Below are 15,227 nucleotides of genomic sequence, written 5' to 3' on the forward strand. Positions count from 1 at the left end.
GTGGGTATCTGTCGATGCGTCCGGCGCATAAGGCTCGAGGTCGTCTGGACACGTCGGAACGGCTGGCGATAGGGTCGCGGCCCGATCGCCCGAACAGGTCTCCATGCGCATCCGCCTGTCCCTGCCCCAGCTCGAGGCTTTCCTGAAGCTCGCCGAGCTGGGAAGCTTCCGCGACGCGGCCACGGCGCTGGGCGTCTCGCAGCCTGCCTTCAGCCGCACCATCCAGCAGATCGAAGGGCGCCTGGGCGCGCGGCTGTTCGATCGCGACACCCGCCGAGTGTCCCTGACCGCCGCCGGAGCGCGCCTGAAGCCCCTGGCCGAGCGGCTGCTGGACTCCTACGACGCCGCCTTCGACGAGCTCGAGGACTTCATCGGCGGACGCCAGGGCCGGGTGCGGATCGCCGCCCTCCCCTCGGTCGCCGCGGCCCTGCTGCCGGGCACGATCAAGGCCTTCCAGGCCAGCCATCCCGAAGTTCGGATCGATATCTGGGAGGACGTCAGCGGCCCGGTCCATCGCGCGGTCGCGGCGGGCGAGGCCGATATCGGCCTGGCTACTCCGCCCCTGCCGTCGCAGGACCTGAAATACCGCGCGCTGATGCCCGACGACCTGGTGCTGGTCTGCCGCCACGACGATCCGCTGGCGACGAGCGAGGCCCACGGCTGGGACGTGTTCGCCGATCGGCCCTTCATCGGCATGGGGCCGGAGAGCAACCTGCACGGCATGGTCGCCGACGCCTTCGTCCAGGCCGGCGTCAGCGTCGAGCCGCTGTTCAACTGCAAACAGCCGACGACGATCGGCAGCCTGGTGGCGGCAGGCTTGGGGATCGCCGCCCTGCCCCGGCTGACGCTGGCCCAGCTTCCTTCTCCGGAGCTGACCTGGCGACGGCTGGAAGGTCCGACCGCCTCGCGGTCGATCGGCCTGGTCATGCACTTGGCGCACACGCTCTCGCCCGCCGCCCAGCTCTTCGCCAAGGACCTGGAACGCCAGGCGCGCCTCTACGGGCAGGCCCGCGCCTAGGGCTTGGAAGTCGGGAGCCACGGATCGGCTCCGCCCCGCGCGAACCAGGCCCGGGGCGCGGGCCTCGCCCTAGGCCAGAGTTCCTCGAGCGTGTCGGCGGTGAAGAGACGGCCATCGCGCATGACCAGGCTCACCGACTGGCTGTTGCGGATATCGGCCACCGGATCGCGGTCCAGCACCACCAGGTCGGCCAGCTTGCCCAGTTCCAAGGTCCCCAGATCATCGAGCCGGCCGATGGTCTCGGCCGAACCCGCTGTCGCGGCGTGAAGGGTCGCCAAGGTCCCCATGCCGCCCATGACGTGGGCTTCCATCTCCCAGTGGAAACCGATCCCCGGCGCCTCGCCATGCGCGCCGATGCCGACCAGTCCGCTAGCGGCCTGGACGGCGGCGGCGTCCTCGGCGATGGCCGGAAAGCGCATCCGCTCCAGCGCTTGCCAAGGGCGTTCGCCCAGCTTCTGTTCGATGGCCGAGGGCGTCCAAAAACGGCGCACGCGCGCATCGTGGGCAGGGTCGCGCTGGGTGACGAACCAATCGACGGCCGGCCCGCCGCTGTTGGTGACGCTCAGCGTGGTCGTGTAGCTGGTGCGCATGGCCGCCAGCAGGCCAATGACATCGTCACCTAGGGCGGGCGCGGGCAAGGCGTGCTCGTTGCCGGCGTAGCCGTCGAGGATCTGCGTAAGGTCCAGCTTCAGGGACAGCGCTCCCTCCGTCGTCGGCAGCATCCCCCTCTCGCGGGCGGCCATCGCCACCCATTGGCGCACCCGGCGGTTGCCCGTGCGGTATTCCTTGAGGTTCGAGAGGCCGTAGCCGTCCTGGTAGCGCCCGAGCACCGTGCGAGCATCGTCCAGCGAGACAAAACGCTGCATCGAGAACAGCGCCGGTCCAGTCGATCGCAGGCGCGGCCCCAGCACCAGGCCCGCGTCGATCAGGTCCTGATAGGCCACCATGTCGATGCTGAGCGTGGACGGGTCGAAGCTGGTGGTCACTCCGAAGGCCAGACGCGCGCGCAGCCCCCAGTCCTCGGCGCTGAGCACCTCGCGCTTGATGGTCCCGATGTGGTCGTGGGTGTCGATGAAGCCGGGCAGGACGATCTTGCCGGAAAGGTCGCGGACGCTCGCGCCGGCGGGGATGGCGACACTGCCGCGTGGGCCGATGGCCGCGATGCGACCGTCCCTCACCAGGATGTCGGCGTCCTCGATGATCTGGTCGCCATGGGCCATGGTCAGGGCGCGTGCGCCGCGCAGGACGATGCTCCCACCGCCCCGCTCGCGCGGCAGTTCCGCGGCCAGGGCCGTGCGCTTGCGCTCAGCGCCCGTGGCTGGGTCGATGCGGACGAAGTCGGCGCCGGCCGACCAGGTCAGGTCGCCGTCCGGTGTCCACTCGAAATAGTCGGCCCCACCCTTGGTGACCCGGCGATGGACGCTCCTGGGGTCGGTCAGATCGACTTCCGGAGTGGCGCCGGCCGGTATCGGTACGACATAGAGCTGCTGGACGATCAGAGCCGCGACCGAACGGCCATCCGGACTGATCCGCATGTCATCGACCGCCGTGGTCCCCTCGGCGAAGTAGTAGCCGGGTCCCTTGACCTGCAGGACGCGCTCACGCGCGCCACTGGCCAGATCGACCGCCGCCAGGCCCTCGCCGGTAAGGATGTAGACCTTGCCGGGCTTGGCCGAAAAGTGCGGACGCGCGCCCAGTCGCCCACTGGTCAGCACGCGCGCCGGCCGACCGTCAGTGGGCAGCGACATCAGCTCGCCCTCCCGCAGCTTGCCGAACTCGAAGTTCGACTGACGACGCGCGGCGGCGGCCGATCGCACGGTCAGGACGGCGCGGCCGTCGGGCGTGAACACCGGATAGGTGTAGAAGGCGTTGGGCAGGTCGAGCCGCCGCGCCGGACCGCTACCATCGGCCCGGATCGTCCAGACCGCGCCGCCGTCGGCCTCGCTCCAGCTGACATAGACCAAGGTCTTGCCGTCGGGACTCCAGCTCGGCTGGGCCGGAAGGCCTGCATCGACCGGCAGCCGCCGAGCCGGACCTCGGTGATAGAGCGGTTGGACATAGAGACCTCCCAACGCCGCGAAGGCGACCCGGCGGCCATCGGGCGAGGCGATCGGGGCCATGGCCAGGTGGGCCCGCACCGGTCCGTCGGCTTCGCGCAGTCGCACCCGCGTGCTGGGTCCGACATCGACCTTGGCCGAGACATGCAGCGGCACGGACGTGATCGCGCCCGTCAGGCTCCGCCGTTCGATCCGGCCGCCATGCGCGACCAGAATCCCCTGCCCGTCCGGCATGAAGGCGTAGCGCGGCAGCAGGTCCTGCCAGGACGAAGCCTGGAGGGCGTCGGCCTCGACTTCCCCCAGATCGATGTCCTGACCACCGACGAGATCGCGGACGCGAAGGCGCGTGCGCCCTTCGACGCGCGTGGCGTAGGCCAGCTTGCGGCCATCGCCGGAGACCACCGGCCGGAAGAAGGTCTCGCTTTCGGCGCCGCGGCCGCCGGCTCCGGCGATCACCGGCTGCTCCTCGCCGGTCGCGAGGTCCTGACGCAGGATGGTCCAGCGCTTGGCGGCGTCGAAGTCGAGACCACCCACGCGGCGGGCGTAGTAGAGGTAGCGACCGTCGGGCGAGGCCGATGCGCCCAGGGTGCTGCGATAGGTCGTCCGCGCCGCGCCCGCCGCCGGCTTGACCGGCGCCAGGGCCTGCCCCTTGCCGTCGAGGCTATAGCGCCAGAGGGCGTAGTTGTTCACGTCGGGGCGATAGTGACTGGCGAACAGCGCCTGGCCGTCGGCGCTCCACGCGGGCGAGGTGAAGATGCTGTCGTCGGCATTGTCGCTGACCTGCCGGGCCTGGCTGCCGGCGGCCCTGGCGATCCACAGATTGTCGGCCCCGGACCGGTCGCTGACGAAGGCGATCCATTGCCCATCGGGTGAGAAGGTCGGCTGGGTGTCGAAAGCGAGCCCTCGGGTCAGCTGCCGCGCTGTCCCGCCCTCGACCGGGGCAGCGTAGAGGTCGCCCAGCATGTCGAAGACGATGGTTTTGCCGTCCGGCGAGACATCGAGCGACAGCCACGTGCCCCGCTCGACCTCCAGGGACAGGGTTCGAGCTGGCGCCAGAGGCAGCTGCGCCGCTGCTTCCGACGACCAGGCCGGCGTGGCGACGGCAAGAACCAGGGCGGCGGAAGCGAGCAGCGCGATCTTCATTTGGCGGGATTCAGGTAGCGTTTGACGAGATCGGTCTGGCGGTTGTCCAGCGAGACTTGGCGGCCCGCCACCACCATGGCCACGGGCGCGTTCTCCGGTTCCAGCGGATCGCCGTCCCAGACGACGAGGTCCCCGTCGGCGCCCGTCGCCATCGTCCCCGCGCCGGGGCCATAGCCCCAGATGGCAAGCGGATTGACGGTCACGGCCCTCAGGGCCTGGATGTAGCTCATGCCGCTGGACACGGCGACGCCGGCGCCCTCGCGCAGCGCCAGGCCCGCATTGTAGGTCATGGTCATGACCCCGCCCGACAGGCCGAAGGCGACGGTGACGCCGGCCTTGGTCAGGATCATCGCATTGTCCTGCCGCGCGCCCAGCTGGTCGAAGGTGTTGGGCAGGTTGGCCTCGGGATCGAGCACGACCGGGACGTGGGCGGCGGCCAGGGCGTCCGCGGCGCGCCAGGCCTCGGCGCCGCCGACGATGACCACGCGGATGCGGTAGTCCTCGCCCAGTTGGATGGCCTGACGGATATCGGACTCGCGATGGGTGAAGATGGCCAGCGGCGCGGCGCGCGCCAGCACGCGCTTGAGCGCGGCGGCGTCCTCGGGCGACAACAGCGGGTCGTCGCGCAGGCCGGCCAGCTTGGGATTGCGAGCCTCGTCCAGCGTGGCGCGCAGTAGCTGCCATTGCGCCGCGCGCGAACGTACCTCGCGGTCCCAGTCCGAACCGCTGAGCAGGCTGACCACGGCGGCCTTGGGCCGGTCGAGGATGTCGACGCCATCGCGCAGGCGCACCATCGCCGCCTGTCCCGCGAACGGCGGCGTGGCCGAAGCGCTGGGATAGGAGAAGGCGCGTGTCAGGCCGTCGGACCGGGCCAGCTCGACCAGGGCCGAGTTGCCGTTCAGGGCGTAGCTGACGTCAAACCCCGCGCCGAGTTCCTCACGGCGGGTCATGACATCGCGCGTATCGTTGGCCGACGAGACCTCGGTCAGGCCCAGTTGGGTGGCGGCGTTGACGAAGCCCGGCGTCACGATACGGCCGGCCGCGTCGATCACCGGCAGGCCGGCCGGAACCACCCCGCCCTTCTGGACCGAGACGAAGCGTCCGTCGCGGATGACGATGGTGGCGTCCTCGACGGGCGTATCGGCCTGCAGCGTCCAGGCCTTGGCGTGCACGACGGCCACCGACTGTGCGGCGACCTGGGCCGGCGCCAGCAGCAGCGCCAGGAGGGGGATCAGCGTCTTCATTTGTCTTCGACCGCCCGGCGACCAAGCTCGAAATCGGAAACGGGAGGACCGTTCGGGGCCTTGCGATCGTACAGCGGCGCGCCGTCGATCAGAACCAGATCGGCCTTGGTGTAGATGCTGAAGGGACTACCCGACCACAGCACGACATTGGCGTCGTATCCTGGCGCGAGCGTGCCGATGCGCTTGCTCAGACCCAGCAAGCCGGCTGGCTGACTGGTGACCCAGCGGATGGCCCGCTCCGGCGGTACGGTGATACCCGCCCTGCGACCCGCGCCCATCGCCTTGGCGGCCTCGATCGTCAGGCGCTGGCCGCTGCCGGGCGAGTCCGAGTGCATCATCACGCAGGCGCCCGCGCGATCCAGCAGGACAGCGTTGGCGCGCACGGCGTCCTGGGCCTCCATCTTGAAGCCCCACCAGTCGCCCCAGACAGCCGAGCAGACGCCAGCGTCACGCAGCAGGTTGGGGATCTTGTAGGCCTCGACGGCATGGTGGAAAGCGCCGATGCGGAACCCGAATTCGCGCGACAGCGACACCATCGTCGCCATGTCGTCGGCCCGATAGCAGTGCATGTTGACCTTGAGGTCGCCGGCCAGGACCCCGGCCAAGGCCTCGCGCTTGAGGTCGCGCTTGGGCGCCTTGCCCGCCTCCCAGTCGCGACGGTAGTCCTGCGCATCCAGGAAGGCCCGGCGCATGAAGGCCACCGTGCCCTGGCGGCTGGTCGGCCCCCGATGGGTGTCGGCGCCCTGCTCCTTGGGGTTTTCGCCGCAAGACATCTTGAAGCCCTGCGTCGCGCCCTCGAACTTCATCGCCGCCACCGTCGTGGCCGGCACGGGCCGGACAACCACGGACCGGCCGCTGAAGATCGGGCTGGACCCCGGCAGGATCTGGATGGTGGTGACCCCGCCGCGCAGAGCACGCGAGAAGGCCGTGTCCTGCGGATTGACCGCCGTCTCGATCCAGGTGTCGGCGGAGTTGAGGTCGCTGTTTTCGGAGACGTCGCCGGCCTCGCGATCGATCGTCGTCAGCGGCAGGACATAGGTGCCGTCATGGCTGTGGACGTCGATGACGCCGGGCGTCACCCAGCGTCCAGCGGCGTCGATCTCTCGCGCGGCCGGATCGGCCGGCAGGCTTCGTCCGAGCGCGACGATCTTGCCGTCGCGCAGCAGGATATCGCCATCGTCCAGCCGAGCGCCCGCGCCGTCCAGGATGGTGGCGTGGCGGATCATCAGCGCCGGATGCGGACGCGCCACATAGGTGCTCGGGAAAGGGTCCATCCGCCAAGGCGGCGTGGCCGGAGCCTGGGCGGGCGCGGCGGCGGACGCGGAAGCTTGCGCCTCGGCCACCGCCGGCGCGATCACAAGGCTCATCGCAACGGCGCAGCGCGCCAGCACGGTGCTCACCCCTGGTCCCCTTTTCTCTGCTCGAACCGTTGCATCCACTGGACCAGCTCGGGGTTTTGATGGGATCTGACGATCGCGGCGAAGGTCTCGGCGCTCTCGTCCTGGCCCAGCTTGAAGACACCGCGCAGGCCGGTCACCCGCGCACGAAAACCGATGATCGCTCCAGACAACATATCGTAGCGTGGCCCCAGCTCCACCGCTGACCACGGCTGTGGTCGCCGGCTTTCCAAGATGTCCGCCAGGACGTCGATGGAAGGACGGGTATGGGCTTCGTCGATCTCGATCGTCGCCTCGATCCGCAGCGAGACGTAGTTCCAGGTCGGAGCCCAGTCCCGACGCTCCGCCTCGGCGGGCGAAACGTAGCCCTGAGGACCACAGAACAGGAAACGCGCCCGTCCTGCCTCCTGCATGGCCGCGCAAAGCGGATTGCGCCGCCCCAGGTGCCCGATCAGCTCGATCAGGCGGCCTTCGTCGTCATACTCGCCGACCATCGGCAACAGCGACGGCTCCTCGACGCCCTCGGCGCCGACACTCACCCAGGCCAACGGATACTGCGCGATCAGCGCGCGGACATCGTCGGGAAGGAAGGTCTCAAACACCGGGTTCATCGCGCCGCCGCGCCGTCAAGAAATCCGTGGTGCGCACGCAGATTCACCTGAAGCCCCTAAAAACGCCTATCAACCGAGCAGTTTGATCCCGCGCCCCTGGCTCCTCGACAAGCGCCAAGACCTAAAAGTCTGGGGGTCCAAGCAGAACGATTGAATACGCCGTTCACCGATCATACGGTTCCGAGCTTGGCCCCCACGACTTGGTGAAAAGCGTCCAATGCTGCGTCCATGGCAGGTCAGTCTCAGCGATCGCATCAACCCCGGGCGCGGGGCGCCGGTCTACATGCAGATCATCCAGGCGCTGATCCGCGAGATCGAGAGCGGGCGCCTCACTTCCGGGACGTTCCTGCCCTCGAGCCGCGAACTCGCCGCCTCGCTGGGCGTCAATCGCAAGACCGTGGTCCTGGCCTATGAGGACCTGACCGCCCAGGGCTGGCTGACGCCGGCGGGCACCAAGGGCACGCAGGTCTCGTCGTCCCTGCCCGAGGCCGCGCCGGCCAAGACTCCTGACAAGCCCAGAACCGGCCGCCAGCCGATCGTCGCCGACTACCGCTTTTCCGCTCCTCCCGAACGCCCGCTGGCCCTCCCCGACGGCCGCGGCCTGAAGCTGGACGAGGGCGCGCCCGACGGGCGGCTGTTCCCGGCCGAACTGCTGACCCGCGCCTACCGCACCGCCGCGCACAAGGCCTCGCGCGAGAACCGCCTGCAGTATCGCGACCCGCGCGGGTCGGCGGCGCTGCGCGAGTCCATCGCCGAGATGCTGAAGTCCCAGCGCGGCCTGCCGATGGCGGCCGAGAACATCTGCATCACGCGCGGCAGCCAGAACGGCATCTTCCTGGCCGGTCAGGTCCTGCTGCAGCCCGGCGACGTCGTGGTGGTCGAGGAACTGACCTACGAGCCGGCCGTGGCCGCCTTCGCCGCCATGGGCGCCCAGATCGTGCCGGTGGGGCTGGACCAGGACGGCATCGATGTCGAGGAAGTCGAACGGGTCTGCCGCCGCCACACCGTGCGAGCGCTGTTCCTGACCCCGCACCACCAGTTCCCCACCACCGTGGCGTTGCGGCCCGAACGACGCCTGCGGCTGCTGTCCCTGGCGCGGCAGTTCGGCTTCGCCATCATCGAGGACGACTACGACCACGAGTTCCATTTCGAGTCCCAGCCGCTGTTGCCGATGGCCGGCTACGCGCCGAGCCACGTGATCTATGTCGGGTCGCTGTCCAAGCTGCTGCTGCCGGCCCTGCGCATCGGCTATGTCGCCGCTCCGCGCGAGGTGATCGAGGCCATCGCGCACCGGGTGTCGCTGAGCGACGGCATGGGCAACACCCTGACCGAGGACGCCGCCGCCGACCTGATCGCCAGCGGCCAGCTGCGCCGACATGCGCGCAAGGTCCGGCAGGTCTACGCCCAGCGCAGGCTGGACTTCGCCGAGGAGCTGAAGACCGTGCTGGGCGACCGGGCCGACTTCGAGGTTCCCGACGGCGGCCTGGCCTTCTGGCTTCGTTTCCACGACGACCTGGACCGGATCGAGGAACGGGCGCGCGGCATGGGCCTGCGGTTTGCGTCCTCCCGTTCGTTCATGACCCGGCCGACCGCGCCACGCGGCCTGCGCCTGGGCTTTGCCAGCCTCAGCCTGCCGGAAGCCCGGCAGGCCATCGCCGCCCTACGAGACGCCAGCCAATGACCCCGCTTGGTCCCCTCAGGCTTCGGAAGTTGGATGTTTCGAGGGGGCCGTCCGCGAGCGGAGCATCGCGGCACAAGATGGGGAACTGTTTCATGAAAAAGACCATGATGCTCGCCGCCGCGATCGGCGTCGCTCTGGGCGCCTGCGCCCTGCCTGCCGCGGCTCAAAACGCGACCCAGGCCGCCGCGCCGCCGATGCCCGTCGCCAAGGTCACGACCGACGACGGCGCGCCCTGGCCAGAAGCCTGGTTCGAGGTCTTCAAGCTGGCTCCGGGCAAGCAGGAGGAGTTCATCCGCCGCATCGCCCGCGCCGACGAGATCGCCAAGGCCGGCGGCCAGCCGCCGATCCAGATCTTCGTCCATGAGGAAGGCGCCGACTGGGACGTGCTGATGTTCAAGCCGGTGCGCGCGGTCAAGCCGACGCCCGAGCAGCAGGCGGCCATGGCGGCCAAGCGCAAGGAACTGGGCGGCGAGAGCGGCCCGGCCTATTTCGTCGCCATCCGCGAGCTGATCGCCGAGCACACCGACACCCATACCTACGGCCCCCTCACCGCCGGCCAGTGGCTCTCACGCCTCGACAAGTGGCGGGCCGACAATCCCACGAGCGACTCCGCCAAGAAGGCCGCCAAGAAGTGACCCGCCGGCGCGACGTCCTGCTCGGCGCCGGCGGCGCCGGGGCGGCTCTCCTCCTCGGCGGACGGGCGATCGGCGCCGCCGCCGAACTGGATGTCGCCTATCTGAACGCCAAGGTCTGGACCGGCCGCACCGCCTCGGAACGAAGCGATGCGGTCGGCACCATCGGCGACAGGATCGCGGTCCTCGGCGCCGCGGCGGTCAAGGCGCGGATCGGCAAGCGCACCCAGGTGATCGACCTGGGCGGGGCCTTCGTCACCCCGGGCTTCACCGACTGCCACACCCACTTCACCAAGGCCTCGTTCATGCTCTCGCAGGCCTCCCTGCGGGACGCATCGACACCGCCGGAATTCGTCCAGCGCATCGCCAAGGCCGCCGCCGCGCTGCCGCCGGGCGAATGGCTGCAAGGCGGCAACTGGGACCAGGACCGCTGGGGCGGCGAGCTGCCTAGCAAGGCCTGGATCGATGCGGTCACGCCGAACACGCCGGTGGCGGTGATCCGCTACGACCTGCACATGATGCTGCTGAACTCGCTGGCCTTGAAGCTGGCCGGCATTGATCGCGACACGCCGGACGTGCCCGGCGGCGTTATCATGCGCGACGCGGCCGGCGAGCCGACCGGCATCATCAAGGACGCCGCCAAGAACCTGGTGCTCAAGGCGATCGGCCCAGCCACGCCCAAGCAGATCGATGCAGCCAACCGCAAGGGCGTCGCCCTGGGGCTCAGCAAGGGCGTCACCCAGGTCCACACGCCCGAACTCGAGTGGATCACCCACGATTCCGTCCGCCGCCTCCACGCGGCCGGCGACCTTGGCCTGCGGTTCTATTCGTTCGTCCCGCTCAAGGACTGGGAGAAGCTCAAGGACCTGATCGCCGCCGAAGGGCGTGGCGACGACTGGGTCCGCTGGGGCGGCTGCAAGGTGGTGTTCGACGGCTCGCTGGGCTCGCGCACCGCGCTCTTCTACGACCCGTATGAGGACGAGCCCGGCGCGCATGGCATCACCGTGACCGATCCCAAGGACCTCAAGACCTGGATGACGGCGGCGGACAAGGCCGGCCTGCAGGTGGCGGCCCACGCCATCGGCGACGAGGCCAACGACATCGTCCTGGACACCATGGCCGCCGTGGCCGCCAGCAACGGGCGGCGCGACCGGCGCTTCCGGATCGAGCACGCCCAGCACCTGCGGCCGGCGGCCATCGCGCGCTTCGCCAAGCAGAACGTGATCGCCTCGGTGCAGCCCTATCACGCCGTCGACGACGGACGCTGGGCGATCCGCCGGATCGGACCCGAACGCCTGAAGACCACCTACGCCTTCCACTCGCTGCTGGCCGCCGGCGCGCACGTCTGCATGGGATCGGACTGGCCGGTGGCCCCTCTGGACCCGCTGACCGGCCTGAAGGCGGCCGTGCTGCGCGAGACGCTGGACGGCAAGAATCCCGGCGGCTGGTATCCCGAGCAGAGGATCAGCCTGATCCAGGCCCTGGCCGGCTACACAACCCAGGCGGCCTATGCCGGCTTCCACGAAGGCAGGAGCGGCGTACTCCATCCCGGAAAATTGGCCGATCTCGTCGTTTGGGACCGTGACCTGCTGACGATCGATCCCGCGACGCTGGACCAGGCGAAGGTGCTGCGCACGGTGGTCGGGGGCCAGACGCGCTTCGGCTGACGCCGGAGCTTGGCCCCCACATCTTCAACAAACTGGATGTTCAATGGCGCCAAAGCCGGGCGGAAGCTTCCAGGGTCGGCGCCTCCGGGGGAGGCGCAAAGGGCCGGAAAGGCCGTCAATGAATCCGGGGGTTAGTTTCATGTCGTCGAAGTTCACGACCAGGGGCGGCGCCAGTCTCGCCGCGATCGCATCCGTCCTCGCCTTTTCCCACCCGGCGCTCGCGCAGGACAAGCCCGATGCCCAGAGCGTCGAGGAGATCGTCGTCAAGGCCCAGCAGGCCCAGAAGCAGGTAGTCAGCAACGGCGACGTCGGCGTGCTCGGCAATCTCGACGCCTTGTCCACGCCCTTCAATGTCAGCGCCTACACCGCTCAACTGATCCTGGACCAGCAGTCCGAAACGATCGGCAAGGTGCTGGACAACGACCCGTCGGTGCGCACGACCTACGGCTCGGGCAACCAATCGGAGCTGTTCGTCATCCGCGGTTTCGCCCTGAACGGCGACGACATCTCGATCAGCGGCCTCTATGGCGTCACGCCCCGCCAGCTGATCTCGCCGGAACTCTACGATAGCGTCCAGGTGCTGAACGGCGCCAGCGCCTTCCTCTATGGCGCCGCGCCCGGCGGTTCGGGCGTCGGCGGCGGCGTCAACCTGACGCCCAAGCAAGCTCAGCGCACCCTGATGCGCGGCACGATCAGCTACAGCGCCGACTCCACGTTCGGCGGCAATGTCGATGTCGGCGGCCGCTTCGGTCCCGACGACATGTTCGGCCTGCGCGTGGTCGGGGTCTATCGCGATGGCGACACCGCCGTGGACAACGAGAACCGCCACGTCGGCGTCCTGGGCGGCACCTTCGATGTCCGCAAGGAGCGCGTGCGCGCCTTCCTGCATGTCGGCTACGAGGATCAGCGCGCAGAACAGAGCCGCCCGACCGTGCGCCTGGCCGCCGGCATCGCCACGCCCCGCGCGCCCAAGGCCAGCTACAACTACGGTCAGCCTTGGACCTACACCACGCTGAAGGACCTCTACGGCGTGTTCCGCACCGAGGTCGATCTCTCCAAGAACGTGCTGGCCTATTTCACGGCCGGCGCCCGCGACGGCAGCGAGGACGGCGACTATTCGACCCTGACGGTCAGCAACGCCTCGACCGGCGCGGCGACGGGCTCGCGCCTCTATGTCCCGCGCGAGGACAACAACGAGAGCGCCCAGCTGGGTCTGCGCGCCAACTTCACGACGGCCGCCCTCAGCCACAAGCTCAATGTCGGCGTGTCGGGGACCAAGACCGAGAACCGCAACTCGTTCAGCTTCGGCGCCTTCCCGACGTCGGTGCGCTCGGCGTGCGGCGCGGCGGCGACCGGCTACTGCACCAACATCTACGCCGCCACGATCGTCGACAAACCCACCAACTCGACCCTGCCGGCCAGCGGCGGCAGCCTGACAGACCTGCCCAAGGTCAGCACCAGCAAGCTGAAGAGCGCCTTCTTCTCCGACACCATCGGCGTGCTGGACGACAAGGTGATGCTCACCGTCGGCGCCCGCCAGCAGACCATCATCGTCGATGGCTACAATCGCGGCACGCTGGCCCGCACCTCGCACTACAACAAGGACGCCCTGACGCCGGTCGTCGGCCTGGTGTTCAAACCGACCGAGACCCTGTCGTTCTACGCCAACCGGATCGAGGGCCTGGCCCAGGGGCCGACCGCGCCCGTCAACGCCACCACGGTCAATCCGGGCGAGATTTTCTCGCCCTACACCTCCGTGCAGTACGAGGCCGGCGCCAAGCTGGCCCTCCAGGGCCTGACCGGCACGGTGGCGTTGTTCCAGACCAAGCAGCCCAACGCCTACAACCAGCCCGTCGTCGGCAGCACAACCCTGACCCGCTACGTGGTCGACGGCGAGCAGCGCAACCGCGGCATCGAGCTCAGCTTCAACGGCGAGCCGAGCAAGACCCTGCGCTTCATCGGCGGCGCCACCATCAACGACACCAAGATCATCAAGGGCCTGGCCGCCAACCTGGGCAAGGAAGCGATCGGCGTGCCGAAGTACCAGGTCAATTTCGGCGCCGAGGTGGTGCCGCCGGTGCTGACGTCCCTGACCCTGACCGGCCGGATCGTGCTGACCGGCGAGCAGAAGATCGACGCGGCCAACACCCAGACCCTGCCCAGCTGGAGCCGGTTCGATCTGGGCGCGCGCTACGTCCTGGTCACCCAGGGCCGGCCGATCACCCTGCGCCTCAGCGCCGAGAACGTCGGCAACAAGCGCTACTGGTACTCGGCGTTCGGCGGCTACCTGCTGCAGGGCGCGCCGCGCACCGTGAAGGCCTCGGTGACCTTCGAATACTGATCTCTCGACTTGACTGAACCACGGCGTCGCCCTTGCCGGCGGCGCCGTTGGCGCCCGCGCGCCTCGCCCCTCCCCGGCGGCGCGCGCCGCCTTTTTCTCGAAGACCTGGAGTACGCATCATGTCGATCGCCCGCCTCGCCCTGGCCCTTGGCCTCCTAGCCGGCGTTGCGCACGCGGCCGATGGCCCAACCTACCGCGTGGTCCAGAAGTTCTCGGCCGAGCCGGGCAGCTACGACTACGCCTCGGTCGATGCGGCGACGAGCACGCTCTACGTAGGTCGCGGCTATGGCGTCCTGGCGCTGGACCTGGCGACCGGCAAGGGCCGCACCCTGGTCAAGCGCGAGGGCGTGGCGGCCGTGCTGCTGGTTCCCGAGACACCCTGGATGCTGACCACCAACGGCGAGACCAACACCGTCACCCTGCTCGACCGCCACACCGGCGAGGTGTGGGCCGACATCCCGGTCGGAACCGAGCCGGACGGCGCCTATTACGACAGCGCCACCGGCCTGATCGCGGTTATGAACGGCGGCAGCAACGACGTGTCGCTGATCGATCCGAAGACCGCCCGGCAGGTCGGCAAGATCGCGGTCGGCGGCGTGCCCGAAGGCGCGGTCGGCGATGGTTCAGGACGCTTGTTCGTCAATATCGAGGACCTCAACGCCGTCGAGGTGATCGACCTGAAGGCCAGCAAGGTCACGGGTCGCTACGCCCTCGCCGGCTGCGACGAACCGACGGGGATCACCCACGACCCGGTCTCGGGCCTGCTGATCTCGGTCTGCCGTAGCGGCGTCGCCAAGCTCGTCGACGCCGCGACCGGCCAGGATCGCGGCGGCTTCGCCGTCTGCTCGCGTCCGGACGGCTCGCTGTTCGACGCCCGCTCGCGCCGAGGCTTCATCCCCTGCATCGACGGCAACCTGACCGTCTACACGCTGGACGCCGCCGGCAAGGCGACCGTCACCCAGACGGTCAAGACCCGCGAAGGCGCCCGCACGGCCGCCTACGACGCCAGGTCCCAGCGCCTGTACCTGCCCGCCGCCAAGGTCGAACGCGACGCCCAGGGCAAGTACCTCCGCGCCGAACAGGCCTTCGAGGTCCTGGTCGTCGCCCCGGAATACGCCGTCGCCCCGACGCCCACGGCGCCCTGACGCCTTTCGACAACATCCCATCGGAGCTGAACACGGTCGCCGCCGGGCGGCCCGAGGAGAGTACGCATGTCCGTTCGTCCCGCCGCCGCGCCTGGCTGATCGGCGCCGCCATGAGCGAGGACACCGGCTTCGGGATCGACGCTCTGCTCGGGCGCGCTCAGCGTGGACTATGTGCTGGCGACCAATCTGGTGCTCAACGCCACCGACTACCGCTACCGCCCGCTCCACGCCCCGCATGCCGGCGCCAACGCCGCCGACGACTGGCTCGATCGCCTGACCTGCTGGTGAACT

The 15,227-nt window shown here is 69.3% G+C and carries 11 protein-coding genes; 7 read left to right on the plus strand and 4 right to left on the minus strand.

What is annotated here, in order from left to right; all coding sequences use genetic code 11:
• Window positions 1-103 precede the first annotated feature (103 nt).
• Window positions 104-1,018: a LysR family transcriptional regulator gene (locus tag AC07YH_RS19660; protein WP_494748646.1), complete on the plus strand. Its 915-nt coding sequence runs from the start codon at window positions 104-106 to the stop codon at window positions 1,016-1,018.
• Here the strand turns inward: AC07YH_RS19660 and AC07YH_RS19665 are convergent.
• From AC07YH_RS19665 to AC07YH_RS19680, 4 genes are read right to left on the minus strand one after another with little or no spacing between them, the layout of a single operon-like run.
• Window positions 1,015-4,218 carry an amidohydrolase family protein gene (locus AC07YH_RS19665; RefSeq protein WP_494748647.1) on the minus strand — a complete coding sequence of 1,068 codons (3,204 nt, stop codon included), beginning with the start codon at window positions 4,216-4,218 and terminating at the stop codon, window positions 1,015-1,017. The genes AC07YH_RS19660 and AC07YH_RS19665 overlap by 4 nt on opposite strands.
• On the minus strand, window positions 4,215-5,462 hold the full coding sequence (locus AC07YH_RS19670) for an amidohydrolase family protein (RefSeq protein ID WP_494748648.1): 1,248 nt from the start codon (window positions 5,460-5,462) through the stop codon (window positions 4,215-4,217). Before AC07YH_RS19670 ends, AC07YH_RS19665 begins: the two co-directional genes overlap by 4 nt.
• Window positions 5,459-6,862, minus strand: coding sequence for an amidohydrolase family protein (locus AC07YH_RS19675; RefSeq protein ID WP_494748649.1), 1,404 nt, complete (start codon window positions 6,860-6,862; stop codon window positions 5,459-5,461). The genes AC07YH_RS19670 and AC07YH_RS19675 overlap by 4 nt, the downstream gene beginning before the upstream one ends.
• Window positions 6,859-7,470 carry an FMN-binding negative transcriptional regulator gene (locus tag AC07YH_RS19680; protein WP_494748650.1) on the minus strand — a complete coding sequence of 204 codons (612 nt, stop codon included), beginning with the start codon at window positions 7,468-7,470 and terminating at the stop codon, window positions 6,859-6,861. The genes AC07YH_RS19675 and AC07YH_RS19680 overlap by 4 nt, the downstream gene beginning before the upstream one ends.
• A gap of 217 nt (window positions 7,471-7,687) precedes the next feature.
• On the opposite strand from AC07YH_RS19680, the gene pdxR reads away from it, so the two are divergent.
• From pdxR to AC07YH_RS19710, 6 genes are all read left to right on the plus strand, one after another.
• Window positions 7,688-9,151: a MocR-like pyridoxine biosynthesis transcription factor PdxR gene (gene pdxR / locus AC07YH_RS19685; protein ID WP_494748651.1), complete on the plus strand. Its 1,464-nt coding sequence runs from the start codon at window positions 7,688-7,690 to the stop codon at window positions 9,149-9,151.
• A 92-nt stretch (window positions 9,152-9,243) separates the two neighbouring features.
• A complete protein-coding gene (locus AC07YH_RS19690) occupies window positions 9,244-9,786 on the plus strand; it encodes a hypothetical protein (protein ID WP_494748652.1) in 543 nt (180 codons plus the stop codon).
• The gene (locus AC07YH_RS19695) at window positions 9,783-11,450 is read left to right on the plus strand and encodes an amidohydrolase (protein WP_494748653.1); all 1,668 of its coding nucleotides are present in this window, start codon (window positions 9,783-9,785) and stop codon (window positions 11,448-11,450) included. The genes AC07YH_RS19690 and AC07YH_RS19695 overlap by 4 nt, the downstream gene beginning before the upstream one ends.
• 139 nt (window positions 11,451-11,589) lie before the next feature.
• The gene (locus tag AC07YH_RS19700; RefSeq protein ID WP_494748654.1) at window positions 11,590-13,791 is read left to right on the plus strand and encodes a TonB-dependent receptor; all 2,202 of its coding nucleotides are present in this window, start codon (window positions 11,590-11,592) and stop codon (window positions 13,789-13,791) included.
• A 119-nt stretch (window positions 13,792-13,910) separates the two neighbouring features.
• Window positions 13,911-14,936 (plus strand): YncE family protein, encoded by a 1,026-nt coding sequence (locus AC07YH_RS19705; protein ID WP_494748655.1) that lies wholly within the window; start codon window positions 13,911-13,913, stop codon window positions 14,934-14,936.
• Window positions 14,937-15,098: 162 nt separating this feature from the next.
• On the plus strand, window positions 15,099-15,224 hold the full coding sequence (locus AC07YH_RS19710; protein ID WP_494748656.1) for a hypothetical protein: 126 nt from the start codon (window positions 15,099-15,101) through the stop codon (window positions 15,222-15,224).
• Window positions 15,225-15,227 lie beyond the last annotated feature (3 nt).

The sequence above is a fragment of the Caulobacter sp. GW456-12-1-14-TSB4 genome (assembly GCF_059424195.1).